Raw genomic sequence first — 23,792 nt, 5'->3', positions numbered from 1 at the left:
GTGAGCACCGGCTTGTCCTGGTAGCTGCCGAGGGTGTCCGCGGTGATGCCCGGCCAGGTCAGCGTGTAGGGCAGTCCGCCGCCGGCAGCGGGGGCGGAGCAGCCGGGAGGACACCCCGGGCGGGGGCGAGGCCGGCGAGCGCGAGGCCGGCGGCGGGGGCGCGGCCGGCGGAAACGAGGACGCCGGAGGCGCGGGCACCGGAGACGCGGGCACCGGGAACGACGGGGTCTAGCGGAGCGGGAACACCTCGAACGGGACGGCGAAGCGCGTGCCGAGGCGGCTGCCGGCGCCGCGGCCGAAGCCTTCCAGGAACTCCCGCGGGTCGGCCATCGCGCCGCCCAGCCCGGCGAGGTAGGCCTTGTGCTCGGCCAGCGAGGCGATGCCCTGTTCGAAGTGCTCGGTGGTGTCGACGGCGTGCCGCGACTCGGGCGACGCGGCCGCCCAGACCGCGCGGACGCCGTTCCACGGCTCGTACCCCTCGGCCGTCAGCTCGCGGAACACCCACCGGTTGCCGGCGTCCCGGACGGCGTCCAGGGTGGCCCGGCCGACCGCGATGTGGTCGGCCTGGTTGAGGAAGACCCCGCCGTACGTCTCCCGGAAGTTGCTGGTGATGACGATGTCCGGGCGGTGCCGGCGGACGGCGCGGGCGATGTCGCGGCGCAGCGGCAGCCCGTACTCGAGCACGCCGTCCGGGTGGCCGAGGAACTCGACGGTGTCGACGCCGACCACGGCGGCGGAGGCGAGCTGCTCGGCCTCGCGCAGCGGGCCGCACTCCTCGGGGTTCAGCGAGTCGATGCCGGCCTCGCCGCTGGTGACCATCACGTAGATCACCTTCTTGCCCTGCGCCGTCCAGCGGGCGACGGCCGCCGCGCCGCCGTACTCCATGTCGTCCGGGTGGGCGACGACCGCCAGCGCGGTCTGCCAGTCCTCGTCGACGTGCTCGTAGGGCTCGGGGGCCTGCTGCTCGCTCATGGTGGTGCCGCCTCTCCGGTCGTCCGGTCGTACCGCAGCCGACTCTAGAAGATCACGATGCCGCCCGTCCGGCGGATCGCCGCCCCGGGACCGTGCTGGTCCCGGCGCGGCTCCGGGGCGGGGCCGGCGCGGGGCCGGCGCGGCTCCGGGGCGGGGCCGGCGCGGGGCCGGCGTGGGCGACTTGCAGAGGATTCTCTGCAAAGAACCCTATGCAGAGAACTCTCTGCACCCTACGATGAGCGTCATGACCGAGCACCCCGAACAGCCGCCCCCCTCCGCCCGGCCGCAGCGCCGGCTCGACGCCCGGAGCCTGCGCGGGCTGGCCCACCCGCTGCGGATGCAGATCTTCGAGCTGCTCAACCTGGACGGGCCCGCCACCGCGACCCGGCTCGCCGAGCGGCTCGGCGAGAACACCGGGACGGTCAGCTGGCACCTGCGGCACCTCGCCGAGCACGGCTTCATCGAGGAGGAGACCGGCCGCGGGACCAAGCGCGAACGCTGGTGGCGCCGGGTGCCGGTGGCCAACCGGCTGGACACCGCCGACTTCCGCGACGACCCGGCCAGCCGCGGCGCGCTCGCGCTCTACCTGCACGAGCTGGTGCAGCAGTACTTCAACCGCGTCACCTCCTACCTCGACGAGGAGTGGGAGGACGAGTGGCGCAACGTCGGCACCGTGTCCGACTGGAGCAACCTGCGCCTGACTCCCGGACAACTCCAGTCGCTCAACGACGAGTTGTTCGCCGTCATCGCCCGCCACACCGTCGGCGAGGGCAGCGAGCCGGAGCCCGGCGCGCTGCCGGTCGTGGTGCAGCTCCAGTCCTTCCCGCGCCGGACCGAGGGCGGTGCCGCATGAGCCGCGACGCGCGCGACACACGCGGCACGCACCCGGCACGCGACCCGCACCACCCACGCGAAGCGGACACCACCGGCAGCACGGGCCGGGGCGGGCTGCTCCGCCGCCACCGGGACTTCCGGCTGCTCTGGTGCGGCGAGACCGCCGGGAAGTTCGGCGCCTCGGTCACCGGCGTGGCCCTGCCGCTGATCGCCGTCTCCGACCTGCACGCCTCGACCCTCCAGATCGGCCTGCTGAACGCCGCCGCCTGGGCGCCCTGGCTGCTGATCGGCCTGCCGGCCGGCGTCTGGGTGGACCGCTTACCCCGCCGGCCGGTCATGCTCGCCGCCGCGGCGGTCTCGCTGCTGCTCTTCGCCGCCGTCCCGCTGGCGGACCGGCTGGACCGGCTCGGCATGGGACTGCTGCTCGCCGTCTCCCTACTGACGGGCACCGCCGCCGTCTTCTTCCAGACCGCCTACACCGCCTACCTGCCCGGACTGCTGGACCCCGCCGACCAGCCCGAGGGCAACGCCAAGCTGCACGGCAGCGCCTCCGCCGCCCAGATCGCCGGCCTCGGATCCGGCGGCCTGATCGCCCAGTTCGCGGGAGCGGTCAACGGCATGGCCGCCAACGCCGCCACCTTCCTGGTCTCGCTGGTCTGCCTCGGCCGGATCCGGTACCGCGAGGTGCCCGCCCCGCCCAGGCGGCGCGCGCTGCGCCGCGAGGTCGGCGAGGGCCTGCGCCTGGTCGCCGGCGACCGCTGGCTGCGCACGCTGACGCTGTTCGGCGCCACCTCCAACCTGGCGCTGATGGGGTACCAGTCGATCCTGGTGGCCTTCCTGGTGCGGGAGGTCGGCCTCGCCGGCGGCACGGTCGGCGGGCTGGTCGCGGCCGCCGCCGGCGGCGGGATCGCCGGGGCGTTCGCCGCCCGCCGGGCCGCCGCCCGGATCGGCACCGCCCGCGCGATGCTCCTGTTCGAGCTGGGGCTGCCCACCCTGGCCCTGCTCATCCCGCTCACCACGGCCGGGGCGGGCGTCCTGTTCTACCTCGTCGGCGGGTTCGGCGTCTCCGCCGGGGTGGTGGCCGGCAACGTGCTCAAGTCCGGCTTCCAGCAGAGCTACTGCCCGCCCGAGCTGCTCGGCCGCCTCACCGCCAGCGCCGCCGTCCTCAACTACGGCACCATCCCGCTCGGCGCCGTGCTCGCCGGCGTCCTCGGCTCGACGATCGGCCTGCGCCCGGCGATGTGGGTCACCACCGTCGGCGTCCCACTGGCCGCCCTGATCCTGCTCTTCTCCCCCGTCGGCCGCACCCGCGACCTGCCCACCACCCGCCGACCCGAACCGACCGCCCCGGCCCGCCCCGCGGCCCGGGTCTCCTGACCCGCACCCGCCGGGCCGCCGGTCAACTCCCGTAGCGGGCGGCCAGGATGCGGACCGTCCGGGCAAGGCGCTCGCGCAGCTCCGGCGGCTCCAGCACCTCCACGTCCGCGCCCAGGCCGAGGAAGAACGCATGGGCCTGGTCGAGCGACTCGACCGGCAGCACGGCCCGCAGCCGGCCGTCCGGCTCGGCCACCGCGGTCTCCCGGAAGCCGCGCGCCACGGCGCCGGTGAGCCGGGCCGCCGCCGCGGGCGTCAGCCGCACCACCGCCTCGGCCCGGTGGAGCCGGGCGTGGAAGTCCGCCTCGTGGCGCCGCCAGTGGGCCGGCAGGTCGAAGCCTTCGGGGAGGTCGAACTCCTCGCCGGTGAAGGAGAGTTCGAGGATCTGGTCGACCCGGTAGGTACGCGGACCGGGGCCCGCGACCACGTACCAGCGGCCCGCTTTCAGGACCAGGCCGTACGGCTCCAGGCGGCGGTCGACCTCGGTCGGCTCCTTCCAGCGGCGGTACCGCACCCGGAGCACCCGCCCGTGCCAGACCGCCTCCGCGACCTCCGGCAGGAACGGCACCCGGTCGTCCTCCGCGTACCAGCCGGGCGCCTCCAGGTGGAAGCGCGAGCGGATCCGGTCGGCGTCCTCGCGCAGCCCGGGCGGGATCGCGGCGCGCAGCTTGAGCTGGGCCGCCGCGAGGGCGGGGCCGAGCCCGAGGGCGGCGGCGGGCCCGGGCAGGCCGGAGAGGAAGAGCGCCTCCGCCTCACCGGAGTTGAGCCCGGTCAGGCGGGTCCGGTAGCCGTCCAGCACCTGGTAGCCGCCGCCGTGCCCGGGGTCGGCGTACAGCGGCACACCGGCCGCCTGCAGCGCCTCGATGTCCCGGTAGACGGTGCGCACCGAGACCTCCAGCTCCCCGGCCAGCCGGGCCGCGGTCATCCGGCCGTTGGTCTGGAGGAGCAGCAGGATCGAGAGCAACCGGCCGGACTTCACTGACAGAGGATGTCAGTGGAGCGCCCCTACCGTCCAGGCATGGCTTTCACCGAGAAACTCCTGCTGGTGCCGCCGCCGGTCGACATCGGCGGGCGGCACGTCAAGCGCTACCACGTCACCGCGGACCCGCGCGGCATCGATCCCGAGGTCGAACGGGCCGCGTACGCGCTGCTGCCCGAGCTGCTGCCACCGCCGGACGGCACCCCGCCGGCCTCCTTCGTCGTCCTGCACCGCGGGGGCGACACCGGCGCGTACCTCAACGTGTACAGCTGGGTATGGGACAACGTCCTGCACTTCGCCGGCGCAGCGGCCGGGCAGCCGGTCCTGGGCTGCCCGGACACCGACCCGACGCACTTCGTCCGGCTCGACCGCTCGCTGATCGGCTGCGTCTGGGAGCTGCCGCCGATCCACCACGAACGCGACGCCTGGGTGCGCCACCTGCTCGCCCCGGACCGTCCCGACCTGCCCGCCTATCTCGCCGACGCGCTGCCCGCGGGCACGACCGGCACGGCCGGCACGACCCCCACGACCGGAACCACTGGAGCGCTCGCGTGAACGACTTCGACTTCCTGCGCGGCACCTGGGACGTCGCCAACCGCCGCCGGACCGACTTCCTCGACGCGGCGAGCCCGTGGGAGGAGTTCCCCGCGGTCAGCCGCGCCACCCGGCACTTCGGCGGCGGCGCCAACGTCGACGAGATCGAGTTCCCCACCCGGGGCTTCTCCGGGCTGACCCTCCGGTTGTACGACCCCGCCGCGCGGACCTGGTCGCTGTACTGGTCCAGCAGCCGCACCGGCACCCTCTTCCCGCCCGTGGTCGGCCGGTTCACGGACGGCCGGGGCGAGTTCCACGGCGACGACCACTACGACGGCCGGGCGGTGCGGGTCCGCTTCGTCTGGTCGGGCGTCACCGCCGACTCCGCCCGGTGGGAGCAGGCGTTCTCGGCCGACGGGGGCGGGACGTGGGTGACCAACTGGATCATGGACCTGACCCGCCGCCGGACCGGGCCGGCGGCGGTCCCGGACGCGCCGTAGGGCCCGCTCAGGTCCACTGCTCGGACGGGGCGACGCCCGGGACCGGCTTGCCGATCAGGGCGAGCGGGACGAAGAAGTTGACCTGCCCGATGGCGATGGTCAGGGTGGCCAGCGCCTTGGGGTCGTAGTGGCGGGCCGCCTCCGCGTACAGCTCGTCGGAGACGCGCTCGCCGTGCGGGTTCGCGGTCAGGACGGCGTCGACCAGGGCGAGCGCGACGCGTTCGGCGTCGGTGAAGTACGGGGCCGTGTGCCAGGTCGCCACCGCGTCGATCCGCCGGTCGCTCTCGCCGGCCTTGCGCAGCAGCCCGGTGTGCAGGGCGGTCAGGTACGTCGAGCCGACGATCTGCCCGGCCCGCAGCTGGACGAGCCCGATCGTGGTGCGCGGCACGGAACGGTTCCCGGTCGCGCGGTACAGCCAGCCCCCGAGCTCCTTCAGCTCCGGGACGAGCTCGGACGGGTCCGGCATCCGCGAGGCCGGACCGACGGTCGCGGGGGCGGTGGCGGTGGTCTCGGTGGTGGTGGTCTCGGTGGCGTTCACAGCGGGTGTCCCTTCCACGGAATCTCTCGTGCCTGCACCCCCTCGACGGACCTCGCGCCCCGGATGTGACAGCCCCCCGGGAAATATCCGACCCGGGTGTTCCGGCGCCCGGTGGCGGGCCCGGCTGCCCGGCACGCCGTAGTTTTCTCCTATGGCACGGAGCTCGCGGGCCGGGCGGCTCGCACCACCGAGGTGGCTCACCGCGGGGCTGCGCCCGCACTCCGCGCCGATTCCGTGGGCCGCCGTGGCCCGGGCCTCCGTCGCGCTCTCCGCTCCGCTCGCGGTCGGCATCGCCGTCGGCCGGCCCGGGTACGGTGCGCTGGTGTCGATGGGCGCGCTCTCCGCCGTCATCGGCGACACCGCCGACGCGTACCGGATGCGGGTGTTCAACATCGCCGTGCCGCAGCTGTTCGGTGCGCTCGGCGTCACCCTCGGGAGCCTGGCGTACGGGGAGGGCTGGACCGCCGTCGCCGCGCTCACCGTGGTCGCCCTGGTCTCCGGCATGATCTCCTCGATCGGGGCCGTCGCCTCCGTGTCGGGGCTGCTGCTCCTGCTCAACGCCGTGGTCGGCGCCGGCCTGCCGATGCCCACGCCCTGGTGGAAGCCGCCGCTTCTGCTCGTGCTGGGCGGTCTGGTGGTGCTGGTGCTCACCCTGTTCGGCTGGCCGCTGCGCGGCGGCGTCCCGGAGCGGGAGGCCGTCGCCGACGCGTACCGGACGGTCGCCGGCTTCCTGCGGGCGGCCGGGACGCCCGAGCACGACGAGCGGCGGCAGGCCGTCACCGAGTCGCTCAACCAGTCCTACGACCTGCTGCTCGCCCACCGCATCCGCCGGCACGGCCGCTCGCCCGGGCTCGCCCGGCTGATCGCCCAGCTCAACGCGGTGATGCCGGTGGTCGAGGCCGGTTCGGCGGCCAAGCTGCGGCCGGCCTCGCTCGGCCCGCTGTCGCAGGCGTACCCGACGGCGCTGCGGGAGCTGGCCGACGTCGTCGGACACGGCCGTCCCTGGACCGGCACCCTGGACCTGCCGCCGCCCACCGGCCCGGCCGAACGCGCCATCGACCAGGCGCTGCGGCACGCGGCCGGCATCGCCCGGGAGGCGGCCCCCGACCCGTACGGGCCGGCCGACCGCCTCGGAAGGCCCGCCACGTTCCGGGCCCGGGCCCGGCGCACCGCCCGCGCGGCCCTGCTGTCCGGCGCGTCCTGGCGGTACGGACTGCGGCTGGCGCTGTGCATCGGCCTGGCCCAGGCGCTGGTCTCGGCGCTGCCGGTGCCCCGCTCGTACTGGGTGGCGCTGACCGTCACCTTCGTCATGAAGCCCGACTTCGGCTCGGTGTTCTCCCGCGCCGTGCTGCGCGCGCTCGGCACCGCGGGCGGGCTGCTGATCGCGATCCCGGTCCTCGCCGAGGTGCCCCGCGGGTGGTGGGACGTGCCGACGGCCGCCCTGCTCGCGATGCTCATCCCGGCCTTCTCGGCCAAGGGCTACGCCTTCCAGACCGCCGCCATCACGCCGGTCATCCTGCTGCTCTCCGACCAGATCAACCACCAGGGCTTCCAGCTGGTCCTGCCCCGGCTGTACGACTCGCTGCTCGGCTGCGCGATCGCGCTGCTGGCCGGCTACCTGCTCTGGCCGGAGTCCTGGCACACCCGGATCGGCGACCGGCTCGCCGACGCCGTCGCGGACACGGCCGCGTACGTCACGCTGGCCTTCGGCATGGCGCCCGGCAGGGACCAGGCGGTCCGGCTGCGCCGGCGGCGTCGGCTCTACCGTGACCTGTCCGACGTCCGGTCCGAGTTCCAGCGCGCGCTCACCGAGCCGCCGCCGACCGGCACGCTGGCGGCCGCCTGGTGGCCGCTGGTGATCGCCGTCGAGCGGATCGTGGAGGCCACCACGGCCACCCGGGTCCGGATCGAGCACGGCGTGCCGGCGCCGCCCGCCGCCGAGGTCGCGGTGATCACCCGGGAGCTGACCGAGCTCGCGGGCGCGCTGCGGGCGGGGGCGGCCCCGCTGGAGCCGCTGCCGCCGGACAGCGAGGCGCTGAGGCAGGTGCAGGAGCGGGAGGACGTGCTCGCACCGCTGCACCAGGAGGTCCTGGCCGCGCGGGCCATCGCCATGCAGGACCCGGCCTGAGCCCGGGCCGGGCCCGCTCCCGGTCCCGCCGCTCTGTCCTGGATCCGCGCCTCAGTCCTGGATGCGCCGCCAGGGCCGGTCCGCCTCCAGGGCGAAGGCCAGCTCCAGCAGCAGCCGCTCCTGGCCGTGCGCCGCCGAGAGGTGCACGCCCACGGGCAGGCCGTTGGCCGCCGGCTCGCCCGGCAGCGCGAGGCCCGGACCGCCCGTCACGTTGTTCACCGGCGTGAACGCCACGTAGCGGTGCAGCCGGTCGACCAGCTCGTCGAAGGCCACGTTCGGGCTCAGGTGCCCGATCGGCGGCGCCACGTGCGCGAGCACCGGGGAGAGGATCACGTCGTGGTCGTGGAACAGCCCCGCGTACGCCGCCTCCGCCTGCCGAAGCCGGCGCAGCACGCCCGGCGTCTTCCGGAACTCGCGGTGGAAGGTGCGGCGCAGCCCGGTGGTCAGCCCGTCCAGCTTGCGGGCCTGGAAGCCCGGGTCGAGCAGCAGCTTGCCGGTGGCGGCGATCAGGAAGGCGATGTAGCCCCAGTAGAGGGTGAAGTCCCGGGAGAAGTCCGTGCCGAACGGCAGGACGGCCGGCGTCACCTTGTGGCCCATCGCCTCCAGCCGCTCCGCCGTCCGCTCGACCGCGTGCCGGGTCGGCGCGTCGCTGACCGCCACCGGTGAGTCCACCACCAGTCCGATCCGCAGCGGCCGGTCGCCCGGCCCCTCCACCAGGCCGAGCGGGGGCAGCGCGGGGTTGCGGTGGTGGCGCTCGGCCGCGGCGAAGAAGGCGGCGGTGTCCCGCACGCTGCGGGTGAGCACGCCGTCGGTGACCAGGTCGATCGGCAGCTTCCGGCCCTGGTCGTTCAGGACCGTCCGGCCGCGGGTGGGCTTCAGGCCGACCAGCCCGCAGCAGGCCGCCGGGATCCGGATCGAGCCGCCGCCGTCGTTGGCGTGCGCGATCGGGACGACGCCCGCCGCGACCAGCGCGGCCGACCCGCCCGAGGACGCGCCCGGCGAGTGCGAGGGCCGCCACGGGTTGCGCACCGGCCGGGCCTCGGCGAACTCGGTCGAGGCGTTGAGGCCGAACTCCGGCAGCCGGGTCTTGCCGAGGACGGCCAGGCCGGTGCCGAGGAACTGGTCGGCGAAGCCGGCGTTCCGCCGCGCGGGCTTGGCCCGGAACGCCGAACTCCCGTGCCCGGTCGGCATTCCCCGCAGGTCGACGTTGTCCTTCAGGAAGCTGGGCACCCCGGCCAGCAGGCCGCCGTCCCCGGCCGGCGCGGTCCTCGGCCGCCCGTACGCGGCGAACGCGACGGGCGCCAGCGCCGCGTCGACCTGTTCGGCGCGGGCCGCCGCGGCCGCCGCCAGCTCCGCCGGGCTCACCTCGCCGGACCGCACCAGCGCGGCCAGCCCGACCGCGTCGTGCTCCCCCAGCGCGTCGTCCCCGAACGCGTGGACCCGCTCCTCCGCCATGCGAACTCCCCATCCCTACCGGCTGGTAATACCGCGGAAGCTCGCAGTCTAGGGCCGCCGGCCGCCCAGCGGCAGAGGCACGCGGCCGCACGGGCGCGTCGCGGCTGCCGGGCGGAAATCCGGTGCCGGGGGCGTCCGGAACCGGACATGACGGCGCGCATGACGGGCGGGCCGGCCCTGACGGACCCCCGGGTCCGTCTTCTACACTCGCGACTCCACCCTCCCGCCCGCCCGGGCGGCCCGCCGCGGTCCGCCCCCGCGGCCCTCCCCCGAAGGCGGTCACCATGCCCCGACGCCCGGTCGCGGTCCTCGGCGAGTGCGTCGCCGACGCGTTCGCCGACTCCTCCGCCGGGCACCGTCCCGGCGAGCTCGCGCTGCGCGTGCTGCCCGGCGGCGGCCCCGCCAACACGGCGGTCGCACTGGCCCGGCTCGGCACCCCGACCCGGTTCCTCGGGCGGATCTCCGCCGACCCGTTCGGCGCCCTGTTCCGGCAGCACCTGCGCGGCTCCGGCGTCGGCCTCGACGCCTGTGTGAACGCGGCCGAGCCCAGCACGCTCGCCATCGCCACCTTCGACCCGCAGGGGCAGGCCCACTACTCCTTCCACGCCGAGGGCACCGCCGACTGGGCCTGGACCGCCGGGGAGCTCGCCGCCCTGCCGCTGGCCGACGTCGACTGCCTGCACACCGGCTCGCTGGCCCTGGTCCGCGAGCCCGGCGGCCCCCGGATCGAGGAGCTGATCGAGGAGCTGCCCGGCCGCGCCGGCGGCCGTCCGACCGTCTCGGTCGACCCGAACGTCCGCCCGCTGCTGGTCGCCCCGGCCGTCTACCGCGCCCGGCTCCCGCGCTGGTGCGCGGCCGCCGACGTCCTGCGGCTCAGCGCCGACGACCTCGGCCTGCTGCTGCCCGGCGTCTCCCCCGAGGACGCCTGTGACACCTGGCACCGGGCCGGCGTCCCGCTGGTCGTGATCACCCTCGGCGACCGGGGTGCGCTCGCCTCGCTCGACGGCCGACGGCTGGCCGTCCCCGCGCCGCCGACCACCGTGGTCGACACCATCGGTGCCGGGGACTCCTTCACCGGGGGTCTGCTGCACCACCTCGGGCAGCTCGGCCGGCTGGGCAGCGGGCTCGACCGGCTGACCCTGGACGAGGTCGGCGAGGCCTGCCGCTTCGCCGCACGCGTGGCCGCGCTGACCTGCTCGGTGGCCGGCCCCAACCCGCCGTGGCCGGCGGACCTCCAGGCGGCGGAACCGCAGGCGGCGGAACTTCACGAGAACGGCCGCCCCGGCCCGGCGTAACCGACGCGCGCGCCGCCGCCCGCGCGAGGGGACCCCGCGCGGGCGGCCCCCGCTCAGCCGCCCACGTACGCCGCGAGGTGCTCGCCGGTGAGGGTGGCGCGAGCCGCGACCAGGTCGGCCGGCGTGCCCTCGAAGACGATCCGCCCGCCGTCGTGGCCGGCTCCGGGACCCAGGTCGATGATCCAGTCGGCGTGCGCCATCACCGCCTGGTGGTGCTCGACGACGATGACCGACTTCCCGGAGTCGACCAGCCGGTCGAGCAGGCCGAGCAGCTGCTCGACGTCGGCCAGGTGCAGGCCGGCGGTCGGCTCGTCCAGGACGTAGACGCCGCCCTTCTCAGCCATGTGGGTGGCCAGCTTGAGCCGCTGCCGCTCGCCGCCGGAGAGCGTGGTGAGCGGCTGGCCGAGGCTGAGGTAGCCGAGCCCGACGTCGGCGAGCCGCTTCAGGACGGCGTGCGCGGCCGGCGTGCGCGCCTCCCCCGCGCCGAAGAACTCCCCCGCCTCCGTCACCGACATCGCCAGCACCTCGCTGATGTCGCGGCCGCCGAGGTGGTATCCCAGCACCGAGGCGTCGAAGCGCTTCCCCTCGCACTCCTCGCAGACGGTGGCGACCCCGGCCATCATCGCCAGGTCGGTGTAGACGACGCCGGCGCCGTTGCAGTTCGGGCAGGCGCCCTCGGAGTTGGCGCTGAACAGGGCCGGCTTCACGCCGTTGGCCTTGGCGAACGCCTTGCGGATCGGGTCGAGCAGCCCGGAGTAGGTCGCCGGGTTGCTCCGCCGCGAGCCGCGGATCCCGCCCTGGTCGACCGACACCACGCCCGCGCCGTCCGGCCCGGAGCCGTTGACCAGCGACCCGTGCACCAGCGAGCTCTTGCCGGAGCCGGCCACGCCGGTGACCACGACCAGCACCCCGAGCGGGATGTCCACGTCGACGTCCCGCAGGTTGTGCGTCGCCGCGCCGCGGATCTCCAGCGTGCCGGTGGGCTTGCGCACCGACTCCTTGACGGCGGACCGGTCGTCGAGGTGGCGGCCGGTCACGGTGCCCGCGGCCCGCAGCCCCTCGACGGTGCCCTCGAAGCAGACCGCGCCGCCCGCCGTGCCGGCGCCCGGGCCGAGGTCCACCACGTGGTCGGCGATCGCGATCGTCTCCGGCTTGTGCTCCACCACCAGCACCGTGTTGCCCTTGTCCCGCAGCCGCAGCAGCAGCCCGTTCATCCGCTGGATGTCATGGGGGTGCAGGCCGATGGTGGGCTCGTCGAAGACGTAGGTGACGTCGGTGAGCGAGGAGCCGAGGTGGCGGATCATCTTGGTGCGCTGCGCCTCGCCGCCGGACAGCGTGCCGGCCGGCCGGTCGAGCGAGAGGTAGCCGAGGCCGATCTCCACGAACGAGTCGAGGGTCTGCTGCAGCGTGGCGAGCAGCGGCGCCACCGACGGCTCCTCCAGCCCGCGGACCCAGTCCGCCAGGTCGCTGATCTGCATCGCGCAGGCGTCGGCGATGCCGATCCCGCCGATCTTCGACGACCGGGCGGCCCCGCTGAGCCGGGTGCCGTCGCAGTCGGGGCAGGTGGTGAAGGTGACCGCCCGGTCCACGAACGCCCGGATGTGCGGCTGCATCGCCTCCCTGTCCTTGGAGAGCATCGACCGCTGGATGCGCGGGACCAGCCCCTCGTAGGTCATGTTGATGCCCGCGATCTTCATCCTGGTCGGCTCGCGGTGGAGGAAGTCCTCCCGCTCCCGCTCGGTGAACCGGCGGATCGGCTTGTCCGGGTCGTAGAGGCCGGACTCGCTGTAGAGGCGGTGGTTCCAGCCGCCCGCGGTGTAGCCGGGGATGGTGAGCGCGCCCTCGTTGAGCGACTTGCCCTCGTCGAAGAGCTGGGTGAGGTCGATGTCGGTCACCGCGCCGCGGCCCTCGCAGCGCAGGCACATGCCGCCGGTGATGCTGAACTCGCGGCGCTCCTTCACGGTCCGGCCGGCGCGCTCCACGGTGAGCGCACCCGCGCCGCTGGCGGAGGCGACGTTGAACGAGAACGCCTTGGGCGAGCCGATGTGAGGCTGCCCGAGCCGGCTGAACAGGATGCGCAGCATCGCGTTGGCGTCGGTGGCGGTGCCGACCGTGGAGCGCGGGTCGGCACCCATCCGCTGCTGGTCGACGATGATCGCGGTGGTGAGCCCGTCGAGGACGTCGACCTCGGGCCGCGCCAGCGTCGGCATGAAGCCCTGCACGAAGGCGCTGTAGGTCTCGTTGATCAGCCGCTGCGACTCGGCGGCGATCGTGTCGAACACCAGTGAGCTCTTGCCCGAGCCGGAGACTCCGGTGAACACCGTCAGCCGGCGCTTCGGGATCTCGATGCTGACGTCCTTGAGGTTGTTCTCGCGTGCGCCGTGCACCCGGATCAGGTCGTGGCTGTCGGCACCGTGCAGCGCGGGCGAGTGCGTGTCCGGCCTCGCGTCCTTGCTCATGGGGTCTCCGTCCCTGGGGCGGGGGCCGCCGCCACGGCCGCCGCCGGCGTCACCTGGCTCGATCCGGCCGGCTCCGAGCAGTATCGCCGGTTCTGCCGTACCGGTGTGATCGTTTCCCGCCCCGCGTACCGGGGCCGCCCCCGGCCGGGCGCGCTCGGGCGTACCTGTCGGCCCTGCCGCCCAGGCCCCGCCCCCGGGCCCGGCTGCCGACCAGGGCCGGCACGGTACGGCACGGTACGGTGCGGTGAAGGACCGTCAGCGCCGGACCGCCGGCCGGGAGCAGCGCGGAGGGCAGACCATGGCGGGCTCGGCCGAGGAGCGTCGGAAGCTCGTGCTCAGGACGGTCGGCGGCTTCGGCCGCCCGGTCCGCCTGACCGAGCTCGCCGCCCACCTCGGCATCCCGGTGATCACCGTACGCCGGGACGTCGCCGCGCTGGCCGGCGCCGGGCGGGTGAGCCGCTCGCACGGGTTCGTCGGCCCGGCCCGGCGGCCGGGTGAGGGCCGGGACCCGGCCGGCCCCGGGCGCGGGCACACCCTCGGGCTGCTGGTGCCCGCGGTCGGCAGCTACTTCGACGAGCTGACCGCCGGCGCCCGGGCCGCCGCCACGGCCGCCGGCGCCCATCTGATCCTCGGCGTCGCGCCCTACGCGGCGGGCGACGACCGGGCCCAGGCCGAGCGACTGCTCGGCTCCGGCGTCGCCGGCCTGCTGCTGGCACCCGGCCTGCTCCCCGGGCAGCCCGCCGGCGCCCACGCCTGGCTGGACGCGCTGCCCGTCCCCGCCGTCCTGGTCGAGCGCGGCCTCCCCGGCCACGGCGGGCCCGGGAGCGGCCTGGACGCGGTCGGCTCCGACCACCGCGAGGGGGTCCTGCTCGCCCTGCGCCACCTGGCCGCGCTCGGACACCGGAGCGTCCTGCTGGCGGCGCGCGACGACTCCTGGACGGCGCACGAGGTCCGGGCCGGCTACGCGGCGGGGGTGCGGCTGCTCGGCCTCGAACCGCGGCCGGTCCTGGACACCCGCGGGCCCGACGCGCGGCCGGCCGACCCCGCGCGGCTCGCCCGCCGGCTCGCCGGGGCCGCCGCGGACGGGGTACGGGCGGCGCTGGTCCACAACGACCAGGACGCTCTCCGGCTGCCCCCGCTGCTCCGTTCGCACGGCCTCGCCCTGCCGGACGACCTCGCGCTGGTCGCCTACGACGACGTGTGCGCGGCCCTCGCCGACCCGCCGCTGACCGCCGTGGCCCCGCCGACCCGCGCGGTGGGCGAGACCGCCGTCCGGCTGCTGCTCCGCCGGCTCGCCGCCGGCCCCGAGCTGCCGGTCCACCGGATCTCGCTGCTGCCCGCGCTCCGCGTGCGCGCCTCCTGCGGCGGCTGAGCGGACGCCGCGGAAGGAGGCCGGGCTCATCCGCACCGCCACCGCCGTCCCGGTCCACGGCGCCCCCTCGGGCAGCCGCCTCGCCGGAAGGGCCCAAGCCGCGCCCGGGGCGGCCCGCGCAACTATCCTGCCGGTACGACGCACTCCCCCGCACGACCGCTCGAACTCCCCGACCAGCAAGCCTCGTTCCCACCGAAAGCCGGTCCCCATGCTCGAGTACGACGACGCCGGATTCCACCGCGACGGCGCACCGCACCGGATCATCTCCGGCGCCGTGCACTACTTCCGCATCCACCCCGACCTCTGGGACGACCGGCTGCGCCGGCTGCGGGCGATGGGCGCCAACACCGTCGACACCTACGTCCCCTGGAACTTCCACGAACTGCCCTCCGGCGAGGTCGACTTCACCGGCTGGCGGGGCCTCGGACGGTTCGCCGCCCTGGCGCAGGCGAACGGCCTCGACGTGATCCTGCGCCCCGGCCCGTACATCTGTGCCGAGTGGGAGTTCGGCGGCTTCCCGGCCCGGCTGCTCGCCGTCGACGGCCTGCGGCTGCGCTGCGCCGACCCGGCCTACCTGGCCGAGGTGGACGGCTGGTTCGACGCCGTGGTGCCCGAGATCCTGCCGCTGCTGGCGAGCCGGGGCGGCCCGGTGGTGGCCGTTCAGGTGGAGAACGAGTACGGCAGCTACGGCAACGACGCCGCCTACCTGGCGCACCTGCGCGACGGGCTGCTCGCCCGCGGCGTCGACTGCCTGCTGTTCACCGCCGACGGCGCCGAGGACACCATGCAGCAGGGCGGCACCATCCCCGGCCACCTCGCCACCGCCACCTTCGGCTCGCGGCCCGCCGAGCGCTTCGAGGTGCTCCGGCGCCACCAGCCCAAGGGCCCGCTGACCGCCATGGAGTTCTGGATCGGCTGGTTCGACCGCACCGGCGCGCCGCACCACGTCCGGGACGCCGAGGAGTCCGCCCGGGCGCTGGACGACCTGCTCGCCACCGGCGCCTCCGTCAACCTCTACATGGCGCACGGCGGCACCAACTTCGGCTTCTGGGCCGGCGCCAACCACACCGGCGCCCACCCCGAGGACGCCGGCCACGAGCCGGACGTCACCAGCTACGACTACGACGCGCCGATCGGCGAGGCCGGCGAACTCACCGGGAAGTTCCACGCGTTCCGGGCCGTCATCGGCCGGTACGCCCCGCTGCCGGACGTCGAACTGCCGGAGCCGCCGCCACGGGTCGCGCCGCAGCGGATCGGGCGGGCGACCGGACGCGCCCGGCTGCTCGCGTCCCTCGACACCCTCACCGCCCCGCTGCACCGGGCCGCCCCCGAGCCGATGGAGCGGGTGGGCCAGTCGCTCGGCCTGATCCACTACCGCACCCGGGTCCCCGGCCCCCGGCCCGCCCTGCCGCTGCGGATCGACGGCATCGGCGACCGCGCCCTCGTGTTCGCCGACGGGGTGCCGCTCGGCGTCCTGGACGGCAACGCTCCCGGCGCGACACTGCCGCTGGCGACCGGACCGGCGGGCGTCACGCTCGACATCCTGGTCGAGGCGCTCGGCCGGACGAACTACGGCCCGCTGCTGGAGAACGCCCGCAAGGGCATCGGCCGCGGCGTCTCGCACGGGCACCAGCGCCTGTTCGGCTGGGAGCTGCGGCCGCTCCCGCTCGCCGACCTCGGCGCCCTGGAGTTCTCCGGCGCCCTCGACTTCTCCGACGGCGCCGCGCCCGGCGACGGCGACCCGGTCTTCCACCGCTTCGAGGCCACGCTCGACGCCCCCGCCGACGCCTTCGTCGCCCTCCCCGGCTGGGGCCGCGGCCTGCTCTGGCTGAACGGCTTCCTGCTCGGCCGGTACACCCACGAGGGTCCGCAGCGCACCCTCTACGCCCCGGGCCCGCTCTGGCGCGCGGGAGCCAACGAGCTGATCGTCCTGGAACTGGAGACCCACGCCGAGGCCGTCGAGCTCCGCGACCTCCCCGACCTCGGCCCCACCACCGCGGCTCCCAGCGTCGACTACTGACGCCGTCCCCGGCCGGTCGCCCCGCACCGGGGCGGCCGGCCGTTCCGTCCTCACGCGTTCCCCCGGCACCCGCGAGAGGCCACCCGTGTGCGTCGATGGTGCTACTGTCGCTAGCATCATGCTGCTGAAGCTGGACCTCACCGACAGCCGCCCCCTGCACGAGCAGGTGGCGGGTGCGATCCGCCGCGCCATCGCCGAGGGCGAGTGCGCGCCGGGCGACCGGCTGCCGCCCGCCCGGGAGCTGTCCCGGGCGCTCGGCGTCAACGCCAACACCGTCCTGCGCGGCCTGCGCGCGCTCCGGGACGAAGGCGTGCTGGAGTTCCGCCGCGGCCGCGGGGTGACCGTGCTCGCCGGGGCGGACCAGCGGGCCCGTCTGGCGGACCAGGCGGGCGCGCTGCTCGCCGAGGCCACCCGGCTGGGGTACAGCAGGGCCGATCTCGTCGAACTGATCAGGAGGCTGCCGTGAACGGCGGGGGGAACGGGATACGAGGTGCGCGCCGGGGCGCCGCCGTCTGGGCGGTGGCGGTGTACGCGGCGCTGGTCGCGCTGCCGCTGGCCGCGGCCGGACGACTGCCGGAGCCGGTGGCCACCCACTGGAGCGGCAGCGGCGGCCCGGACGGCTCGACGCCGTTCTGGGGGGTGGCGGCCTTCCCGGCAGGGCTCTGGACGGTCCTGCTGGCCGGGCTCGCACTGAGCACCCGGTGGACCGGCGGCGCGGTGCGGCCCGGGCACGCCGCGGCGCTGGCCGCCGCGGGCGTGCTGGTCACCGGCGCCCAGGCCTCGATCGTGCACGCCAACCTCGACCACGTCGTCTGGACCGAGGCCGACGGCGTCGGCCTGGACGTCACGCTCGTCCTGACGGCCTCGCTCCTCGCGGGTCTGGTCGTCGGCCTGGCCACCCGCCGCACCGCCGTCCTGGCGTCCGCCGCCCGGGCCGGCGGGCCGGGCGACGAACCGGCCGGAGGCCCGCAGCTCGACATCCCCGCCGGCGAGCGGTTCGCCTGGCTCTCCCGCGCGGTCAACCGCTGGCTCCTGCTCACCGCCGCCCTGTCCGCCCTGCTGGCGGCGGGCACGGCCGTCGCCGCCGTCGCCGGGCTGGTCGGCACCCCGTGGCCGGCACTCGTCCCGCTGGTGATCGTCTCGATCTCCGTGTACCTCTGCTCCACCGTCCAGGCCCTGGTGACGCCGAAGGGCCTGGAGGTCGCCTTCGGCCCGGCCGGCTGGCCGGTCCGCCGCTGGCCCGTGGAGGCCATCGCGTCGGCCCGGGCCGAGCAGCGCACCCCGGCGCAGGTGGGCGGCTGGGGCTACCGGCTCAGCGGCCTGGGCACCACGGTGATGCTCCGCCGCGGCGACTGCCTGGTCATCCACCCGCACGAGGGCGCCGACTTCGCGGTCAGCGTCGACGACGCCGAGCGCGGCGCCGCCCTGCTCAACTCCCTCGCCGCCCGGCACACCACCGGCTGACCCCGGCTCCGGGCGTCTGGGCAGGGGCCTGCCCAGACGCCCACCCAGGCCGCCGCACAGGAAGGTCGGCCGGTCGACTCTGCTGGCGAGAGTCGCCGGTCCGACTTCCTGTGCAGGCCGCACCCCCGCCTCCGGCGCTCCGCCGCGACACGACGGCCGGTGCGGCCGCCCGGCGGCCGGGGTGCGCCCGGTCCGCCGGGTACCGTGCGGGGGACGGCCGCCGACGGTCACCGCCGCCCGCCCGCCGTCCGGCCGTCGTCCACCGAGCAGCCGCGGCGCCGGACCGGCCGTCGCCGCCCCGCACCGCCGGAAGGGGGAACGAGACGGGTGCCCGAGCCCCAGCTGACACCGGAGGTCTTCGACCGGGCCATCGCGGCGATCGCCCTCACCGCCGGGCCGGAACACCGCCTGGTCTACCGCAACGACGCCTTCGTCGACCTGTTCGGCCCCCGGCCGGTCGGGGTGCCGATGCGCGAGGTGTTCACCGAACCCGGGGTGGACCGGTTCATCGAGACCCTCGACCTGGTCCGCGCCGACGGGACGGCCCGCCGGGTCACCACCCCGCGGATGGTGGAGACCTCCGACGAGGACGACCCCGAGGGCCACCGGCACTTCGTCTACAGCTGCTCGCCGGTCTCCTCCCGGTTCGGCCCCGGCGTCCTGGTCAGCGCGATCGACACCACCGCCGAGGTGCACTCCGTCCAGCGGGCCGAGCGCCTGTCGGCCGACCGCCTGCACGCCCTGGAGCGCTACGAGGCGCTGCTGTCGGCGGTCTCCCAGCTGGTCTGGCTCGCCCGCGCCGACGGCTCGATGGCCGAACTCGTCACGGGCTGGGAGGAGCTGACCGGCCACCCCTGGCGGGACACCATGGACGAGGCCTGGTTCGAGCTGATCCACCCCCGCGACCGGGACGGCCTGGTGCGCCGGTGGACCGAGGCGGCGTCCGGCGAACCGTCGATGTTCGAGCACACCTTCCGGGTCCGCACCGCCTCCGGCGAGTACCGCCACGTCGCCTCGCGGGCCGTGCCCATCGTCCGCGACGGCCTGCTGGTGGAGTGGATCGGCGCCACCTCCGACGTCGAGGACCGCTGGCGCAACCGGATGCGCGAGCGCATGCTCGCCCGGGCCGTCGCCGTCACCGGGGCCACCCGGCCCGAGGACGCCTTCGCCGCGGTGGCCGACCTGGTGGTGCCCGAACTCACCGACGCCTGCACGGTGTTCGTGCTGGCCGGCCGGGAGCCGGCGGCCCGGCCGGACCAGCCCCGCCGGCCGGAGGAACTACGCGCCACCCGGATCGCCTCCACCGCCCGGCCGGGCCTGCCACCCCTGCCGCCGCTGCGCCAGCAGAGCTTCCTGCTCGGACCCGAGGGGCGGCGGGCGGTCGCCGGTCAGACGCCCGTCCTGCTGACCTTCCCGCCCGGTCACGTCCCGCCCGGCCTGGTCCCCGAGGAGTCGTCCCACTGGCTGGACCGGGCCGGCACCACCAGCCTCACCCTGCTGCCCATCGTCCTCGACGGCACCACCGTCGCGCTGGCCGCGGCGGCGGGCTGCGGCGACACCCCGCCGCCGGGCCGCGCCGAGATCGAGCTGCTCCAGGAGGTACTCCAGCGCGCCCAGCTGCCGCTGCGTCAGACCCTGGAGCTCCAGCGCACCCGGCACGCCGCACTCGTCCTCCAGCGGGCGCTGCTCACCGCCCCGCCCCTCGTGGCGGACGCCGAGCTGGCCGCCCGCTACCAGCCCGGCAACCGCGCGGCCGAGGTCGGCGGCGACTGGTACGACGCCTTCGTGCTGCCCGACGGCTCGCTCGCCCTGACCATCGGCGACGTGGCCGGCCACGACCTCACCGCCGCCACGACCATGGGCCAGCTGCGCAGCATGCTGCGGTCCGTCGCGTACAACCGCACCCACCTGCACACCCCCGCCGACGCCCTCACCGGGCTGGACACCGCCGCCGACGGGCTCGGCGTCGCCACGTTCGCGACCGCCGTCCACCTGCACCTGGCCCGGACCGGCGAGGGGGACGGCGGCTGGCAGGCGGCCTGGTCGAACGCCGGGCACCCGCCGCCGCTGCTGCTCCCGGCCACCGGCCCGCCGCGGTTCCTGGACGCCGAGGAGGCGGACGTCCCGCTCTGCGTCGCCCCGGCCGAGCCGCGCCGCACCCACCGGGCCCGGATCGCCCCGGGCGACACGGTGCTGCTCTACACCGACGGCCTGGTCGAGGTGCCCGGCGAGAACCTCGCCACCGGCCTGGACCGGCTGGCGGCCGCCGCCGGCCGGGCCCGCGGCCTGCCGCTCGCCGCCCTCTGCGACCGCCTGCTGGCGGAGGTCCCCGACGCCCGTGACGACATCGCCCTGATCGCCTTCCGCGCCGGCCCCGGCAGCGCCGCCCCCGCGGCCCGGTGAACATGGTGCGGATCCAGCAGCAGGCCAAGGCGTAACACCGCACTCCGCCCGTCCGCACTCCGCCCGTCCGCACTCCGCCAGTCCGCCCCACCGCTCCCTGCTCCCCCGGGCCGGGGGCGGTCGCCGTCGGGCGGTAGATTGCCGGGACTCCCCGCCTCGCCCCCCCGGAGCCCCAGGAGCCCCGCGTGCTCGACGCCACCGACGCCGCCCTCGTCCGCGAACTGCAGCAGGACGGCCGGGTCAGTTACCAGCGCCTGTCCGAGCTGCTGGGCGTCTCCCGCGAGGCGGCCCGGGCCCGGGTGCAGCGGCTGCGGCAGCGCGGCGAGGTGCGGATCGTCGGGATCGTGCCGCCCTCCGTCGCCGGGATCACCACGGTGGCCCACGTGTCGTTGGACGTGTCGGGTCCGGGCCGGCCGGTCGCGGCGGTGGCGTCGGCGCGGCCGGCGGCCAGCTTCGTCTCCTGCACGGCCGGACCGCAGAGCGTGCTGGTGGAGCTCAGGGTCGCCGACGAGGCCGCACTGGAGCGCGAGTTCACGGCGCTGCGGGCGGTCCCGGGCGTCCGCGGGCTGGAGGTGTTCCGCTGCGCGGAGCTGGTCCGGGACGCCTACTCGCCGGTGCCGGCCGCCGGCCCGGCCGGGCCGGCGCCCGAGCTGGACGCGACGGACCGGCGGCTGCTCGGCCTGCTCCAGCTCGACGGGCGGGCGAGTTTCGCCGCGCTCGCGGAGCGGATCGGGCTCTCCCAGCCGGCCACCCGGGCGCGGGTGCTGCGGCTGCTCGACGGCGGCGCCGTCCATGTGACGGGGCTGGTGGAGTCCCGTGCGCTCGGGGTGCGGGAGGCGGCCGGGGTGGGCCTGGGCGTGCGCGGGCCGGTGCGGTCGGTGGCGGAGGCCGCGGCCGCGCTGCCCGGGGTGAACTACGTGGCCACCGGTTACGGGCGGTTCGACGTGGTGTGCGGCCTGGACGCGCCGGACCGGTCCGCGCTGCTGGTCGGCCTGGACGCGGTGCGCGCGCTGCCGGGGGTGGCGCGCTCGGAGTCCTGGGTGCACCTGGAGATCGTGAAGGAGTCCTACACCTATGATCTGCCCATGGGATAGGCGATAACCTCCCCCGACGAAGGCCCGGCAAACGAATAGCCTGGCCACAACGAATTCACCGGCGAAACGACGACCGCACTCCCTTGACGCGTTATTTTCGCCCGCCTTCAATGGCCGGACACCTTCCCCCGCGTGAGAGTCCGGTCCCCGATGGCGTCTTCTCCTCCCCCTCCGCCGCAGGTCGCGGCCCTGCCGCGCTCCCTCGGCGTGTTCGGCGGGGTCCTGCTGACCCTGTCCTGCGTCACGCCCGCGTCGTCGCTGTTCATCGTCGTGCCCCCGCTGCTGCAGTCGCAGGGCAGCGGCGCCGTGATCAGCCTGCTGGTGGCCGCCGTGCTCTCGCTCGGGGTGGGCCTCTGCTACGCCGAGCTCGGCACCCTGGTGCCCAGTGCCGGCGGCGAGTACTCGATCGTGGGCCAGGTGCTCGGCCGGCTGGCCGGCTGGCTGGTGTTCGTGATCTCGGTCGTCTCGCTGCTGGTGATCCCGCCGATCATCGCGCTCGGCACCGCCGGCTACCTCGGTTCGGTGCTCTCGCTGGACCCGGCCGTGGCCGGCGGCGCGGTGATGGCGCTCGCCGTCGCAGTGGGCGTGCTGGACATCAAGTCCAACGCGCTGATCACCGGCGTCTTCCTCGGCCTGGAGGTGCTGGCCGCCGGCGTCGTCACGGTGCTCGGGCTGACCCACGTCCACCAGCCCGCCTCGACCCTGGTGCACGCGGTGGTCCCGGACGGGCAGGGCGGCACCAGCCCGTTCACCGCGGGGCTGCTGGTCTCCGGCCTGGCCGTGGCGATCTTCACCTACAACGGCTTCGGCACCGCCGTCTACCTCTCCGAGGACCTGCGCGACCCGCGCCGCTCGGTCGCCCGGACGGTGCTCTGGTCCCTGCTGGCCGGCGTGCTCGTCATCACCCTCCCGGTGATCGCGATCTGCCTGGGCGTCAGCTCCCCCGACCAGCTCGCCGCGGGCGACCTGGTGGCCATCGTCGACGACTGGGCCGGCAGCACCGTCGGCACCTTCGTCAGCCTCTGCATCGCCGCCGCCATCCTCAACGCCGTCATCGTGATGGTGATCCAGAACGGCCGCGTGCTGTACGCCTCGGCCCGCGACCGCACCTGGCCCGACCCGGTGAACCGCGCCCTCGCCACCCTGCACCCGCGCTGGGGCTCCCCCTGGGTGGCCACCCTGGCGATCGGCCTGCCCGGCGCCGTCCTCGCGCTGACCGTGCCGATCGACGCGCTGCTCGGCTTCACCGGCGTGGTCGTCGCGGTGATCTACCTGCTGCTCGGCCTCGCCGCCCTGGCCGCCCGGCGCGGCCGCCACCGGGCCACCGACGCCTGGCGGATGCCGCTCTGGCCGGCCGCCCCGGTGCTCACCACCGTGGTCCTCGGCTACACGCTCACCCAGCAGACCGCGCGTGACCTGCTGATCACCCTCGCGGTGCTCGTCGTCGGCGTCCTCTACTGGCTGTGCTACCTGCGCCCGCGCAGCGCCACCCACTGGGTGCTCAGCCTCCCCGCCGACCAGGCCGCCCCCGCCCCCGCCCCCGCCGCCGTCCCGCCCACCACCGCCGCCGCCGCCACCCTGCCGGAGAACCCGTGAACCGCCCCGCCGAGCTGATCGTCCACAACGCCCACGTGCACACCGTCGACGAGGTCCGCCCCCGCGCCGAGGCGGTCGCCGTCCGGGACGGGCGGATCGCCTGGGTCGGCGACGGCGACGGCTGGCGCGCGCTGGCCGGCCCCGGCACCGAGGTGGTCGACGCCCGCGGCCGGCTGCTGCTGCCCGGGTTCGTGGACAGCCACAACCACGTCCGGCTCGGCTCCGACGCCGCCTGCGTCCAGCTGGCCGGCGCCGCCGACCTGCCGGCGATCGGCGGCCGGATCGCCGACTGGCTGGCCCGCAACCCCGGCGCCGACTGGATCGAGGCCGAGGCCTTCGACTACACCGCGATCCCGGGCGGCCGGATGCCCACCGCCGCCGACCTGGACCCGTACACCGGCGACCGGCCCGCCTTCGTGCTCAGCTACGACGTGCACACCGCCTGGCTGAACACCGCCGCCCTGCGCCGGCTCGGCATCACCGCGGACACCCGCGAACTCGCCTTCGGCACCGTCCAGCGGGATCCGGCCACCGGCGAACCCACCGGCTTCCTCACCGACTTCGCGATCCGCGGCCTCTCCCGCGACGGTCACCGGGCGCTGCGGGCCGCCGGCGTCCCCTGGGCCTCGCCCGACCGGCAGTACGGCCGGCTCGCCGCCAGCCTCGACCTCGCCGCCGGCTACGGCATCACCACCGTCGTCGAGCCGCAGAACTCGCTGGACGACCTGGCCCTGTACGAGCGGGCGATCGCCGAGGGCCGGCTGCGCTCGCGCCT

The 23,792-nt window shown here is 75.8% G+C and carries 19 protein-coding genes; 14 read left to right on the top strand and 5 right to left on the bottom strand.

Going from position 1 to position 23,792, the window contains the following annotated elements; all coding sequences use genetic code 11:
* Positions 1 to 228 precede the first annotated feature (228 nt).
* Positions 229 to 972 carry a PIG-L deacetylase family protein gene (locus ABZ885_RS17830; RefSeq protein WP_360188870.1) on the bottom strand — a complete coding sequence of 248 codons (744 nt, stop codon included), beginning with the start codon at positions 970 to 972 and terminating at the stop codon, positions 229 to 231.
* A 244-nt stretch (positions 973 to 1,216) separates the two neighbouring features.
* Here ABZ885_RS17830 and ABZ885_RS17825 point away from each other — a divergent pair, with 244 nt between their 5' ends.
* Positions 1,217 to 1,825 (top strand): helix-turn-helix domain-containing protein, encoded by a 609-nt coding sequence (locus ABZ885_RS17825; protein WP_360188867.1) that lies wholly within the window; start codon positions 1,217 to 1,219, stop codon positions 1,823 to 1,825.
* Entirely contained in the window at positions 1,822 to 3,183 is a 1,362-nt protein-coding gene (locus ABZ885_RS17820; RefSeq protein WP_360188864.1) for an MFS transporter, read from the top strand. Before ABZ885_RS17825 ends, ABZ885_RS17820 begins: the two co-directional genes overlap by 4 nt.
* Before the next feature lie 22 nt (positions 3,184 to 3,205).
* Here ABZ885_RS17820 and ABZ885_RS17815 read toward each other — a convergent pair whose 3' ends face one another.
* Positions 3,206 to 4,159, bottom strand: coding sequence for a YafY family protein (locus ABZ885_RS17815; protein ID WP_360188861.1), 954 nt, complete (start codon positions 4,157 to 4,159; stop codon positions 3,206 to 3,208).
* A 39-nt stretch (positions 4,160 to 4,198) separates the two neighbouring features.
* On the opposite strand from ABZ885_RS17815, the gene ABZ885_RS17810 reads away from it, so the two are divergent.
* Both ABZ885_RS17810 and ABZ885_RS17805 read left to right on the top strand, forming a co-directional pair.
* Entirely contained in the window at positions 4,199 to 4,714 is a 516-nt protein-coding gene (locus tag ABZ885_RS17810) for a hypothetical protein (RefSeq protein WP_360188859.1), read from the top strand.
* Positions 4,711 to 5,193, top strand: a complete 483-nt coding sequence (locus tag ABZ885_RS17805) for a hypothetical protein (RefSeq protein WP_360188856.1) — start codon at positions 4,711 to 4,713, stop codon at positions 5,191 to 5,193. Before ABZ885_RS17810 ends, ABZ885_RS17805 begins: the two co-directional genes overlap by 4 nt.
* 7 nt (positions 5,194 to 5,200) lie before the next feature.
* On the opposite strand, the gene ABZ885_RS17800 is transcribed toward ABZ885_RS17805, so the two are convergent.
* A complete protein-coding gene (locus ABZ885_RS17800; protein WP_360188873.1) occupies positions 5,201 to 5,659 on the bottom strand; it encodes a carboxymuconolactone decarboxylase family protein in 459 nt (152 codons plus the stop codon).
* Positions 5,660 to 5,882: 223 nt separating this feature from the next.
* On the opposite strand from ABZ885_RS17800, the gene ABZ885_RS17795 reads away from it, so the two are divergent.
* Positions 5,883 to 7,859 carry an FUSC family protein gene (locus tag ABZ885_RS17795; RefSeq protein WP_360188853.1) on the top strand — a complete coding sequence of 659 codons (1,977 nt, stop codon included), beginning with the start codon at positions 5,883 to 5,885 and terminating at the stop codon, positions 7,857 to 7,859.
* A 51-nt stretch (positions 7,860 to 7,910) separates the two neighbouring features.
* On the opposite strand, the gene ABZ885_RS17790 is transcribed toward ABZ885_RS17795, so the two are convergent.
* Positions 7,911 to 9,314, bottom strand: a complete 1,404-nt coding sequence (locus tag ABZ885_RS17790) for an amidase (protein WP_360188850.1) — start codon at positions 9,312 to 9,314, stop codon at positions 7,911 to 7,913.
* 284 nt (positions 9,315 to 9,598) lie between these two features.
* Here ABZ885_RS17790 and ABZ885_RS17785 point away from each other — a divergent pair, with 284 nt between their 5' ends.
* Positions 9,599 to 10,609, top strand: coding sequence for a carbohydrate kinase (locus tag ABZ885_RS17785; protein ID WP_360188848.1), 1,011 nt, complete (start codon positions 9,599 to 9,601; stop codon positions 10,607 to 10,609).
* A 53-nt stretch (positions 10,610 to 10,662) separates the two neighbouring features.
* Here ABZ885_RS17785 and ABZ885_RS17780 read toward each other — a convergent pair whose 3' ends face one another.
* Positions 10,663 to 13,068 carry an excinuclease ABC subunit UvrA gene (locus ABZ885_RS17780; RefSeq protein WP_360188846.1) on the bottom strand — a complete coding sequence of 802 codons (2,406 nt, stop codon included), beginning with the start codon at positions 13,066 to 13,068 and terminating at the stop codon, positions 10,663 to 10,665.
* Positions 13,069 to 13,312: 244 nt separating this feature from the next.
* Between ABZ885_RS17780 and ABZ885_RS17775 the strand changes: the two genes are divergently transcribed.
* From ABZ885_RS17775 to ABZ885_RS17740, 8 genes are all read left to right on the top strand, one after another.
* On the top strand, positions 13,313 to 14,440 hold the full coding sequence (locus tag ABZ885_RS17775) for a LacI family DNA-binding transcriptional regulator (protein WP_360188843.1): 1,128 nt from the start codon (positions 13,313 to 13,315) through the stop codon (positions 14,438 to 14,440).
* Between the two features lie 208 nt (positions 14,441 to 14,648).
* A complete protein-coding gene (locus ABZ885_RS17770; RefSeq protein ID WP_360188840.1) occupies positions 14,649 to 16,460 on the top strand; it encodes a beta-galactosidase family protein in 1,812 nt (603 codons plus the stop codon).
* Positions 16,461 to 16,578: 118 nt separating this feature from the next.
* Positions 16,579 to 16,926, top strand: coding sequence for a GntR family transcriptional regulator (locus tag ABZ885_RS17765; RefSeq protein WP_360188837.1), 348 nt, complete (start codon positions 16,579 to 16,581; stop codon positions 16,924 to 16,926).
* Entirely contained in the window at positions 16,923 to 17,924 is a 1,002-nt protein-coding gene (locus ABZ885_RS17760; protein ID WP_360188834.1) for a DUF1648 domain-containing protein, read from the top strand. Before ABZ885_RS17765 ends, ABZ885_RS17760 begins: the two co-directional genes overlap by 4 nt.
* A gap of 327 nt (positions 17,925 to 18,251) precedes the next feature.
* Entirely contained in the window at positions 18,252 to 20,327 is a 2,076-nt protein-coding gene (locus tag ABZ885_RS17755) for a SpoIIE family protein phosphatase (RefSeq protein ID WP_360188832.1), read from the top strand.
* A 185-nt stretch (positions 20,328 to 20,512) separates the two neighbouring features.
* On the top strand, positions 20,513 to 21,421 hold the full coding sequence (locus ABZ885_RS17750) for an Lrp/AsnC family transcriptional regulator (RefSeq protein ID WP_360188829.1): 909 nt from the start codon (positions 20,513 to 20,515) through the stop codon (positions 21,419 to 21,421).
* A gap of 132 nt (positions 21,422 to 21,553) precedes the next feature.
* On the top strand, positions 21,554 to 23,017 hold the full coding sequence (locus tag ABZ885_RS17745; protein ID WP_360188826.1) for an APC family permease: 1,464 nt from the start codon (positions 21,554 to 21,556) through the stop codon (positions 23,015 to 23,017).
* A partial coding sequence (locus ABZ885_RS17740) for an amidohydrolase family protein (protein ID WP_360188824.1) occupies positions 23,014 to 23,792 on the top strand: 779 nt, incomplete at its 3' end. The genes ABZ885_RS17745 and ABZ885_RS17740, both read left to right, overlap by 4 nt.

This window comes from Kitasatospora sp. NPDC047058, assembly GCF_040643935.1.
In the GTDB taxonomy this organism is placed as follows: Bacteria; Actinomycetota; Actinomycetes; order Streptomycetales; family Streptomycetaceae; genus Kitasatospora.
This window is presented reverse-complemented; position numbering and strand designations above follow the sequence as displayed.

Coding starts and splice junctions, on each gene's coding strand:
- ABZ885_RS17830 (WP_360188870.1), bottom strand. CDS start 972: ATGAGCGAGCAGCAGGCCCCCGAGCCCTACGAGCACGTCGACGAGGAC.
- ABZ885_RS17825 (WP_360188867.1), top strand. CDS start 1,217: ATGACCGAGCACCCCGAACAGCCGCCCCCCTCCGCCCGGCCGCAGCGC.
- ABZ885_RS17820 (WP_360188864.1), top strand. CDS start 1,822: ATGAGCCGCGACGCGCGCGACACACGCGGCACGCACCCGGCACGCGAC.
- ABZ885_RS17810 (WP_360188859.1), top strand. CDS start 4,199: ATGGCTTTCACCGAGAAACTCCTGCTGGTGCCGCCGCCGGTCGACATC.
- ABZ885_RS17800 (WP_360188873.1), bottom strand. CDS start 5,659: ATGCCGGACCCGTCCGAGCTCGTCCCGGAGCTGAAGGAGCTCGGGGGC.
- ABZ885_RS17795 (WP_360188853.1), top strand. CDS start 5,883: ATGGCACGGAGCTCGCGGGCCGGGCGGCTCGCACCACCGAGGTGGCTC.
- ABZ885_RS17790 (WP_360188850.1), bottom strand. CDS start 9,314: ATGGCGGAGGAGCGGGTCCACGCGTTCGGGGACGACGCGCTGGGGGAG.
- ABZ885_RS17785 (WP_360188848.1), top strand. CDS start 9,599: ATGCCCCGACGCCCGGTCGCGGTCCTCGGCGAGTGCGTCGCCGACGCG.
- ABZ885_RS17780 (WP_360188846.1), bottom strand. CDS start 13,068: ATGAGCAAGGACGCGAGGCCGGACACGCACTCGCCCGCGCTGCACGGT.
- ABZ885_RS17770 (WP_360188840.1), top strand. CDS start 14,649: ATGCTCGAGTACGACGACGCCGGATTCCACCGCGACGGCGCACCGCAC.
- ABZ885_RS17765 (WP_360188837.1), top strand. CDS start 16,579: ATGCTGCTGAAGCTGGACCTCACCGACAGCCGCCCCCTGCACGAGCAG.